Below are 10,184 nucleotides of genomic sequence, written 5' to 3'. Positions count from 1 at the left end.
TGAAGGAATGATGAAGAACCTGATCAATCAGTGGATGGTGCGGATGGCGGTATACGGGCTCGCGGGGTTGGTGGTCTTGATTTCGGCGCCCAGCGGCTTTGCGGCGGACGCGAAAGCTGAAAAGACGTTCACGATGGCGGTGACCGACCAGCAGGGGGTCGAGACCGAGTTGAAGAACGGCATTTTTTATTGGGAAGAGAAGATGAGTGAAACCTCTTTTGTCCCGCATGAGTTGCGGCATCTGCCGGCTAAGCGTGGCACGGCGACGGTCAATATCAAATTCGACCAGATCAAGCAGATCGAGGTCAAGCCCGGTGCCGACAAGAGTGCCCCGGCCATGACCGTGACCTTGACCAACGGCAAGAACGGAGAATTCACGCCGGCCGTCAGCGGCAGTTTCAAGGGCGAATCCGATTTCGGTCAGGTTGAAGTACCGATCGGGTCGGTCTCGAAAGTCGTCTTCAAGTAGAGACGGGGCGTATCGTGTCGAAAGGGGCTATTCCCATGGAGAACCTGTTCGTGGCGCAATCGGGAGATTCGAAACAGGCGGTGACCGGGTGGGGGGCCTCGTTGGCGTTGCATGCCTGTCTGGCACTGGTGGCCTTTGGCCTGTTGCCGAAGATGTCCGTGATGGTGGAAAAAGAACCGTTCAAGTGGGATGTCGCCCTCGTCGAGCCGGCGCGTGAAGTGGTGCGTCAAGAGGAACCGGCCCCGGCTCCCGTTCCCCAAGTTCAGCCCACTGCGCCCACTCCGGTGAAGCCACGAGCGCAACCGGTTCGGGCGGTGGTGCCACCTCCTCCTCAGCCGGTGGAGCGGCAGGTGGAAACCAGAGTGCTCCCGCAAGCCGTTCAGCGGGAAGTGCAGCCGGTGGTCGAAGCAGTTCGTCCACAAGAGCAGACGCAGCCGAAGCAGGAAATCGTTCAGATGCAGGCGAAGCCCATCGAACCGCAGCAGATTCACAAGACGGAGCCGGTCGTGCAGGCCGCGGCACCGGCCGAAGTGCAGCGGGACGTGGCATCGGTGGTTGAACAGCAGGTGATGGAAGTAGCTCCTGCCACGGCCCAGACCTATCAGGCCCAGCCGGCCGTCAGTGCACCGGCGGTGGTGGAAACGGTTCAGGAACCCGTGGTGACGGCCAGTGCACCGGTGGTGCGTAGCGCTCCGGCGGTCGAGGCGCCTCCGGCCCCGGCACCCTCCGCGCCTGCGGCCGCGCCGGTAGCCGCTGCGGTCAGTGAGCCCGTCTCCGCGCCCCCCGCTCCGGTCGAGGCCGTGGTGGTACCCACCGCGCCGACGGCGGCGGTGTCCGAGCCGGATCCGGCCACATTGCGGGAACACCAGGTCGTGGCCCAGGCCGCCGTCGCGAGGTCTGCCGCCAAGGCCGATTACGGGTGGTTGGCCGAATCACTGCATCGCCGCATCATCGAGTTGAGACATTACCCCAGTACGGCACGGCTGAATGGATGGGAAGGCAAAGTGGTCCTCAAGGTCTCCATCCGCAACGATGGTCAACTCAAGGACGTGGAAGTCGTGAAAAGTTCCGGTCATGAGTCCTTGGATCAGGCGGCGATGGAGGCGGTTCGGCGGGCCTGTCCTCTTCATATGAAACATGAGTTGACGGCGCCGATGGTCGTGTTGCATCTGCCGGTCAGTTACAGCCTGAACCGGTAGGGCGAGCGGGAGCACTCAGTATGGAGACGCCATCACAGGCCTGTTGGAGATCGACGAACATGGGACAAGCGCTTACGCGGAAGCTCATGGTGACGGCTCTGTTTCTGTCGACGCTGGTCGGTTCGGCCATGGCCATGGGCTCACGGCCTCCGGCTGCCGGCATGCCCGCCAGTAGCTTTTCGCTGACGGATCTGCACGGCCAGGCGCATAGTCTGGAGCAATACCGAGGAAAAATTGTCTTGGTCAATTTTTGGGCGACCTGGTGCAAGCCCTGCACCTCCGAGATGCCCGCGATGCAGACCGTCTATGACCAGCTCCGCGACAAAGACTTTGTGGTGCTGGCCGTCAATGAATTGGAGGACGAGGCCAAGGTGCGCGAGCACATTCAACAGTACAAACACACCTTCCCCGTGTTGCTGGATCGCGAAAATCAGGTGGCGAACCAGTACGGCGTGTTCGGCCTGCCGGTCAGCGTGTTTATCGACCAGCAAGGGGTGGTGCAGGAGTACATCAAAGGCGGGTTGCTGACGGAGGAAAAAATCCAGGAGATCGTCAGTCGGATTCAGCACGCCACCCCAGTGAAGGCGGCTTTCTTGCACTAATCATGATGACCCGTTTGCGACATACCGCGATGCCGCTCCTGCTGGCCTGTGTCTTCCTGGCGCTTCAGGGGGTGGTGTATCCGCACATGCTGGAGCACCTGTCGCAACATGCCCATCACGAGTCCGGCGTGCACGGGACCGTGGTGTGTTCCTGGATGTGCGCGGCCGGACAAGATCTTGAATCAGTGCCGGAGTGGGTTCCTATCATAATCCACTTCGTCACTCTGATTGATGACATCCAGTTCGATTCGTTGTCGATCGAATCCCGTGCGCTGCGGACCTCACGGGGCCCTCCCGATTTCTCCCGGTCCTAACTCGTTTCCCTCGTTCATCGTGTTCATTCATCAACCGTGGTGTCTCAGCCGGAGGTTTCTTCGGGCGCGACCCGTCCCATCATCCGTGATGGAAGAAAGGATTGTGCGTGATGTGGGCTCTCAGTAGAAGATTGTTGGTGGCAGGGCTTGGAATCGTGACAGTGGCTGTCGGGACGGTGGCTCCGCTCCCCTCCGCCCACGCCGCCTGCGGTGCCGTCAGTTGCTTCGTGACGATCGGTTCTCAGCAGCAGGTACCCCAAGCCGGCCTGCTGACCATGAATTTTATCTACAGTTATACGCCCATGAATCTGCCCAGCGGATCGACCGGCCTGATTGCCGAGGCCGACCAGATCGGGCGGCGCATCATTCCCAACCACCACAACGAGCGTTCGACCTATACGAATTCATTCGCGTTGGATTTCAACTATGGCGTGACTGATCGGTTCGGATTGCAGGTCACCTTGCCCTATATGACGCGCCGGCATGAGCATTACCATTTTCACCAGGGACAGAATGAGGACCTGAGCCGGTTTTCCGACAAGGGCATCGGCGATATCCGGCTGATGGCGAAATACAATGTGCTGGCCTCGCTGAAGAGCATGCTGGTCTTCGGGGTCGGCACGGAGCTGCCAACCGGCGACTATCGACAGACGGACAACCTGGGTGGAGTGTTGGAGCCGGCCGGTCAGCTGGGACGCGGGCAATTCGGGCTGGTGGGAACGATGTACCAATCCTACGAGATTCTGCCTCACCGGTTGAATCAATTCGTGTTCGCGAGCTATCGGCATACGTTCAAGAACAACGACGGCTATCAGTTCGGCGACGAATACATCGTGAACGGCGGGTTCAATCTGGTGACGTTGCCCTGGCTGGTGTTCACGGCGCAGGTGAACTATCGCTATATGACGCACGACAGTCTGAGTGCGAGCATCGGGTCGGGACCGATCCTGGACCACGGCATTCCCAACACCGGCTCGTCCTGGTTCGGCGCGGCACCCGGTGTGTTGTTCAACATCGGAGACACGTGGCAAGCCTATTTTTATGCGCAGGTGCCGCTGTATCGGGATGCCAACAACAATCTTGCGCAGGCGACCAGCTACACATTCGGCGTGACCAAGTATTTCCAATTGTTCACGCCCGGGGCCTGAGGGACCCGGCGGGTTGTGCGGTCTCTATTCACGCTTCAACGGGGGAGCAACATGATCCAGAGCATGCGCGGTCGACGAATGATGCCGAGGCCAAGACGAAACAAGCAGGTCTTGGTCGCAGGGCTGTTGATCGGTCTGTTGCCGATCATGTCGCCGGCTTCCGCGGAGACGGCTCTGCCCGGAGAGCTTGGCCCCAAGGTCATCACCGAACATAAGGTGAAAAGCCTGGTGGGTCCGTCGATACAGATCGACGACGCCGGGACCTTGTCGCTGGCCTGGATGGAGGAAGACAAGGATGTCCGGTCGGTCCTGTACGCGCGCAGTACGGAGCCGGGCGGGCCGATGGGCGCGCCGGTGCGCATCAATCGTCCGGAGGACGTGCCGTACTGGAGGCAGGAAGCGCCCGCGTTGGTGGTCCAGGGTGACGAGGTGTTCGTGAGCTGGGGATTAGCTCATCCGAACGCCACTCCGCAACAACCGTTTGCGACCGAGCTGCGCCTCAGCCGATCCACGGACGGAGGGCGGACATTCCAGCCCTCGACCGTGGTCAATGACGACCCCGGAGTCATTCAACATACGTTCGATGCGCTCCATCGCGATGCGGATGGCCGCCTGCACCTCTCCTGGATCGACGGGCGTGAAGGGAAGAAAGAGCCGGGCACCTATGTGGCGCGGTCGTTGGATCGTGGCGAAACCATCACCAAGAATCTCAAGGTGGACGAGGGGACCTGCGTCTGCTGCCGCACGGCGTTGGCCAGCGGTCCCGACGGCATGGTCTACGTGGCCTGGCGAAAAATTTTCGAGGGCAATGTGCGGGAGACCGTCGTGGCACGATCCGTCGATCACGGCGAGACGTTCGAAGGCCCGGTGATCGTGGGGCATGACAAGTGGGTGTTTCCGGCCTGCCCGCACCGGCCCGCCTCCATGGGCGTGGACCGGCAAGGACGCTTGTACGTCGTGTGGTACACGGAAGGGACTGATGAAATTCCCGCAGTGTATGTGGCCTACTCCGATGATCGAGGTCGTACGTTTTCGCCGAAGCGGCAGTTGAATGTCTCCAAGAACACCTTCCCTGACCATCCGCAGATTGCGGTCGATCCGGAGGGGCGGCTGGTCGTGATCTGGGAGGAGCAGGGGCCAGTGAAGCGCGATGTGGTGATGAGTGTTTCGACCGACCGGGGGACCGCGTTCACGACTCCGCGCAAGCTGAATGAACGAAAGAGTCAGACGCCGGTGGTAGCGGTCAACCGACAGGGTGTCTTTGCCATGGCCTGGATGGAACATGGCATGCCCGGACATAAAATTGTGACCCAGACGTTGCGGCTGTCACCGGCCACCGTGGCGGCCGAAACGACGAGGTAAATCGGTGTGAGTGCTCACGATGAGCGGTAACGTAACACGCGGTCTGCTGCTGGTCCTCGTCCTTTGGCTAGCGGCAGGTTCTGCGTCGGCGGAGGATCCCCTGGCAGTACTGAAAATCGGACGAGTTGGGACCGGCACGGTGGCGACGCCGTTCGCGCTGACCGCTCTGGATGGATCGCCGGTGCAACTGGCTGACTTGAAGGGGAAGGTCGTGGTGATCAATTTCTGGGCGACCTGGTGCGGACCCTGCAAGGAAGAGATGCCGGCGCTCGGGCGCCTGCGTCAGCAGTTGGACCCCGATCGGTTCGCCCTCCTGACGATTACGACCGATCTACAGCGGGAAGGGATCGCACAGTTTCTCGCGAACATGAAGGTGCAGGTGCCGGTGTTGTTTGACGAAGATCAGGACGTGTCCCATGCGTACCTGGTGCGGGCGCTTCCGACGACCGTGTTTATCGATCCTCAAGGCACCCTGATCGGGCGGGCCGTCGGGCCGCGCGACTGGGATGCCCCTCAGGCGGTTCGTGCTGTGCAGAGTTTGATGCCATGATGCGGGGACTACAGACACCGTTTTCTGGATGTGCGGCCGCGTTGGCAGGACTCTACCTGATCTTGGCGCTCTTCTCTGTTGCCTGCGTCGTCGATCATGCCGACCCGAAACCGGCCGCCCATCATCATGGCGGAACAGTGTCGCACTCCGGCTTTTGTGCCTGGGCTTGTCAGGCCAATCCGACATCGGATGCCGGTCCTGTGGCCCTTCTCCTGCAGCCTGTTTTCGTGGCCGCGCTGTTTGTGGAGCGCGACCATAGCGTGACCGCAGGCGGTGGCGGTTTCCATGCCGCCTCTCGCGCACCCCCCGTTCAGTCGTAACTCCCTTTCATATCGCTAGGTCGGCTAGCTTCTCTTCTCGTCCGTTCAGACAGGGGCGCGAGGGGATTCTCTCTTCTGTCGTGTGCACCGTTGTGCCAGGAGGATCTGTATGTGGGCCCGTCAGGATTTATTCAGACTTCATGCCTTTGTAGGTTGTGCCTTGCTGGTGGCTGCGCCGGTCACGAGTGCTACCTCGTTTGCGCAAGAGGAGTCGGCGGCCGGAGCCGTCGTGGAGAAAAGCGCGCGGGAACGCGATCTCAGAGATCAGCTCCAGAAAATTCTTCATGAATTGGAGGAAATCCAGCAGCAACCGGCCGAGGGCGCGGTGGTGTCCCCGGTGACACCGGTTCAACCGGCGGCGGAGGTGTCGGGATCGCCCGCGGCGGCCGCGGCAGAACCGATCCCGCAGTATGAGTTGTCCGATGTGAGTATCGTCAGCAATCGGATCCAGCGGCGGCCGGAAGGCATCACGCTCTCCTCCACCGAACAGTCGGAAACGGACTCGCAGCCGACCAGGACGATGAAAGAGTCGATGGAATCGCTGCCCGGGGTGGTCATGCGGCAGGCGAACGGCCCGCGCGACTTCAGCATGATGATCCGCGGCCAGGGCGCGAAAACCGCCTTCGCCGTGCGGGACATCAAAATGTACGAAGACGGATTCATCCAGACGCAATCGGACGGCTTGTCGCGCCTGGATATTCACGATCCCTGGTTCATGCGCAGCGTGGAAGTGACGCGAGGCGCCTCGTCGTCACTCTATGACAATTACGCGCTCGGCGGCATGGTGCACTTCCGCACCAGGCGTGGCAGCGACATCAACGGCTTCGAAACGTTTCTCTCGGGCGGTTCCTACGGGTACCACAAGCAGGCCTTTGCGATCGGCAAACAGTACGAGAATCTCGACATCTCGCTGTTCGCCAGCAACGTGGCGGAAGACGGGTATATCCGGAACAGCAACTACAGCACCCAGACGATCAACCTGAACATGCGGTTCAAGATCGACGATAAGCAAAATTTCTATTTCAAAGCCATTACGAATTTCCTGGACGCCCGGGTTCCGACCCGGTTGACGCAGAGTCAGTTCCATACGGATGACCGGCAAGCCGGCGGGACCGGCGCCTGTGTGTTCAATAACCAGTCGAGCGGATGTAATCACTCCGAGCGGTTGGCTCAGCGGCGGTTGGATCGACGGACGATCGTCGGCGGCATCTACGAACGGCAGATCGATGCCAATACGGTGCTCACCATCGAAGGCGACTATGACGTGAAGGACATCAATCAAACCTTTACGACGATCAGCGACAATATCAATCCGAACTTCAAAAGTTATGCCGATTTGCGGCACGACGGCCGGTTGTTCGATCGTCCGCTGCGCAGTTATGTGGGCTTCTTTGCGAACAACATGGAGCAGGAAGGGAACAGCTTTCAAAATCTCGCGGATGGATTCGGGACGCGAGGGCTGCTGCTACAGAACAGCCGCGCGACGATTCGCAATATCGGCGGTCGGGTGCGCGAAGAGCTTGAAGTAATTCCCAAATGGACCTTGGCCGGCGGTCTCGGCATGGAACAGTCGTTGTTGAGCATTCAGGCGGCCAACCATTCGTACGGCGTGGGCAATGTGGCCTCGACGTCACGGACCGGCGCCGAGCGGTCGTTCTGGAATTGGGCGCCTGAAATGTCGCTCTCGTGGCGTCCGTCCGACGCGACGCGGCATTGGGTTCGCGCGTCGACCGGATACGGGATTCCTCAGTTGAGCCAGTTGACGACCGGGATCGACGGCAACCCGGGGACGAACTTCAATCTGAAACCGCAGAAGAACGTCAATTTCGAAATCGGAACCGAAGGCAAGATCACCAAGACCTTCTTCATGCAATTGGTCGGGTTCTGGACCTTCTATCGAGACGAAATCATCTCCGTCACCAATCAGTCGACTCAGCGCGCATTTTCATCCAACGCCGATTCGTCGGAGTATCGCGGGGTCGAAGTGTTTTACGACTGGCGACCGCTCTCAGGACTGCGGCTCTCAGGTGCCTATACGCACATCGATGCGCGGTACATCAACTTCAACGATGTCACGGCAACGTCGACGTTGGTGCGCGACGGGAAAAAGGTGCCCAATGTGCCGACCGACGTGCTGAACTCGAAGATCGCCTACGATCACGAGGCGACAGGGTGGGGCGCCTGGGTCGAGGGGAGTTACTACAACAGCTATTTTCTGAACAACAGCAACACCTTCGGCATTCCTTCCTATGTGATTGCCAATGTGAATGTGCACAAGAATTTCGAGCTGTCGAACAACAAATGGTTTCGGTTCGCCAAGTTCTACCTCGAAGTCGATAACATCGCGGACAAAAAGTATGCGGCCTCCGGTCAAGTGTTGAGCGGGGAGACGTATGGACAGGCGGCGAATCAAGCGGCCTTCTTTGCCGGCTATGGTCGCGCGATTTACGGCGGTGTGACCTTAGGATTGTTTTAACCATGTGGCGTGAGTGGCAGCGCCGATGGCTGCCGCTCGCGCACGAACTTCAAAGGAGATTGCCATGAACAAGCAACTCTTGCGTGTCGGGGAAGCGGCGGATGTGTTGGCGGTGAGCCGGTGGACGATTTATCGCTGGGTGGAAGACGGCCGATTGGAAGGCACGAAAATCGGCCGCGGCAGCCTGCGGGTGTTTCGCGCCTCGCTGGACCGGCTGGTCCAGAGCAACAAGACGCACGAAATGAATCTCAGCCTATGACGAACATAGGGGCGGGGTCGCGGATCGCCGTCAGCGGATGGTCGGTCCTCATCGGGCGCAACCTAGGCGTCATGAGGTGTCTGCTCGCGTTGGTGCTGCTGGCGCAAGCGTCCGGTTGCGCGGGCGGAGCAGTGACTCCGGCTGCGTCGTCGGCCAAGCCATATGCCTTCATCAACGGCCGTTGGTTCGATGGGGAGGGATTCCAACCCGATACCTGGTATGCGGTCCAGGGACGGCTGACTCGACAACTCCCGCCGGGGCCAGTTGAGACCGTGGATCTCTCCGGCCTCTACATGGTCCCACCCTTTGGAGAGGCGCACAACCACAACGTCGAGGGGCCGTGGAATGTGCAGGCCGTCGCGCAGCGGTATCTGCAGGACGGGGTGTTCTACGTGAAGAATCCCAATGACGTGCGGGACTTCGCCCTGCAGATCCGGCCCATCGTCAATGTGCCGACGAGCATCGACGCCACGTTTGCCCATGCCGGCCTCACGGGACGCGGCGGGCATCCTGTGGCCTTGTATGAGGACGTGCTGCGGGTCGGGCGGTATGAGCCGGCGGTCGGGCCGATCGAACGGGGCTGGTTCGAAAACCGGTCGTACGTGGTGGTCGACACCGAGGCCGATGTGGCGGCCAAGTGGCCGGTGATTATGAGCGGTCGCCCTGATTTCCTCAAAGTGTATCTGGTCCATTCCGAGGACGATGGTGGATCGGCAAAGCCCAGGTCCGTCCATCATCGACAGGGGCTTCATCCTGCGTTGGTGCCGGGCATTGTGGCGAGGGCGCATGCGGTCGGGCTTCAGGTCACGGCGCATGTCGAGACCGCCGCCGATTTCCGCCATGCCGTTCGAGCCGGAGTTGATGAACTGGCGCATGTGCCGGGTTGGTTACTGCAGGGGCCGCACGATGTGGAGCGTGCCCGATTGACCGAGGAGGATGCGCGCCTGGCCGCGGATCACAAGGTCCGAGTGGTCACCACGGCGGTGGCGGGACAGGCCATGCCGTCTCTCGGTGGCCATCACCAGCACGGTCAGCAGGCGGGGCATGGGCCAGGGCCGGACGCGAAGCACAACTCGTCGCCGGTTGATCCCGCGTCTCCTGTGTTGAGGGACAATCTCCAGTTGCTGCAGCGCGCGGGGGTGTCACTGTTGATCGGCAGCGACCATGCGGAGACGTCGCTGGCCGAGGTGCAGCATCTGCGCACGTTACATCTGTTCGATAATCGCACCTTGCTCAAGATGTGGTGCGTGGCGACCCCGGTCGCCATATTCCCCGAACGGCACATTGCAAAATTTGCCGAGGGATACGAGGCCAGTTTTCTCGCGCTGGCAGGGAATCCCCTTGAGGATTTTGAACAAGTGCGGGCCATTCGTCGTAGATTCAAGCAGGGGATGCCGCTGGACGGTGCCTTGATGAAAGACGCTGCTTGGTCGGCAGCGTCTCAACGGGGTCAGTAGTACGTGGTGCACTCAACCGGCATCCCGT

11 protein-coding genes are annotated in these 10,184 nt (G+C 60.5%); all 11 read left to right on the top strand.

Features of this window, described 5'->3' with window-relative positions; all coding sequences use genetic code 11:
* Window positions 1–7 precede the first annotated feature (7 nt).
* Window positions 8–469 carry a hypothetical protein gene (locus KJA79_RS03055; protein ID WP_246507384.1) on the top strand — a complete coding sequence of 154 codons (462 nt, stop codon included), beginning with the start codon at window positions 8–10 and terminating at the stop codon, window positions 467–469.
* Window positions 470–504: 35 nt separating this feature from the next.
* Window positions 505–1,668 carry an energy transducer TonB gene (locus KJA79_RS03050; RefSeq protein ID WP_213040526.1) on the top strand — a complete coding sequence of 388 codons (1,164 nt, stop codon included), beginning with the start codon at window positions 505–507 and terminating at the stop codon, window positions 1,666–1,668.
* A gap of 59 nt (window positions 1,669–1,727) precedes the next feature.
* The gene (locus KJA79_RS03045; RefSeq protein ID WP_213040525.1) at window positions 1,728–2,270 is read left to right on the top strand and encodes a peroxiredoxin family protein; all 543 of its coding nucleotides are present in this window, start codon (window positions 1,728–1,730) and stop codon (window positions 2,268–2,270) included.
* Between the two features lie 2 nt (window positions 2,271–2,272).
* Window positions 2,273–2,584, top strand: a complete 312-nt coding sequence (locus KJA79_RS03040) for a hypothetical protein (RefSeq protein WP_213040524.1) — start codon at window positions 2,273–2,275, stop codon at window positions 2,582–2,584.
* Between the two features lie 110 nt (window positions 2,585–2,694).
* Window positions 2,695–3,732, top strand: a complete 1,038-nt coding sequence (locus KJA79_RS03035; protein ID WP_213040523.1) for a transporter family protein — start codon at window positions 2,695–2,697, stop codon at window positions 3,730–3,732.
* Between the two features lie 51 nt (window positions 3,733–3,783).
* The gene (locus KJA79_RS03030; protein ID WP_213040522.1) at window positions 3,784–5,094 is read left to right on the top strand and encodes a sialidase family protein; all 1,311 of its coding nucleotides are present in this window, start codon (window positions 3,784–3,786) and stop codon (window positions 5,092–5,094) included.
* Between the two features lie 19 nt (window positions 5,095–5,113).
* Complete coding sequence (locus KJA79_RS03025) at window positions 5,114–5,644, top strand: TlpA family protein disulfide reductase (protein ID WP_213040521.1); 531 nt, start codon at window positions 5,114–5,116, stop codon at window positions 5,642–5,644.
* Window positions 5,641–5,964, top strand: a complete 324-nt coding sequence (locus KJA79_RS03020) for a hypothetical protein (protein WP_213040520.1) — start codon at window positions 5,641–5,643, stop codon at window positions 5,962–5,964. The genes KJA79_RS03025 and KJA79_RS03020 overlap by 4 nt, the downstream gene beginning before the upstream one ends.
* A gap of 109 nt (window positions 5,965–6,073) precedes the next feature.
* On the top strand, window positions 6,074–8,440 hold the full coding sequence (locus KJA79_RS03015; protein ID WP_213040519.1) for a TonB-dependent receptor family protein: 2,367 nt from the start codon (window positions 6,074–6,076) through the stop codon (window positions 8,438–8,440).
* A gap of 64 nt (window positions 8,441–8,504) precedes the next feature.
* Window positions 8,505–8,699, top strand: coding sequence for a helix-turn-helix domain-containing protein (locus KJA79_RS03010; RefSeq protein ID WP_213040518.1), 195 nt, complete (start codon window positions 8,505–8,507; stop codon window positions 8,697–8,699).
* On the top strand, window positions 8,696–10,156 hold the full coding sequence (locus KJA79_RS03005) for an amidohydrolase family protein (RefSeq protein WP_213040517.1): 1,461 nt from the start codon (window positions 8,696–8,698) through the stop codon (window positions 10,154–10,156). Before KJA79_RS03010 ends, KJA79_RS03005 begins: the two co-directional genes overlap by 4 nt.
* Window positions 10,157–10,184: the final 28 nt, after the last annotated feature.

This window comes from Nitrospira defluvii (assembly GCF_905220995.1).
Lineage (GTDB): Bacteria > Nitrospirota > Nitrospiria > Nitrospirales > Nitrospiraceae > Nitrospira_A > Nitrospira_A defluvii_C.
The sequence above is the reverse complement of the archived record's forward strand: the minus strand, read 5'-3'. Positions and strand labels throughout refer to the sequence as shown.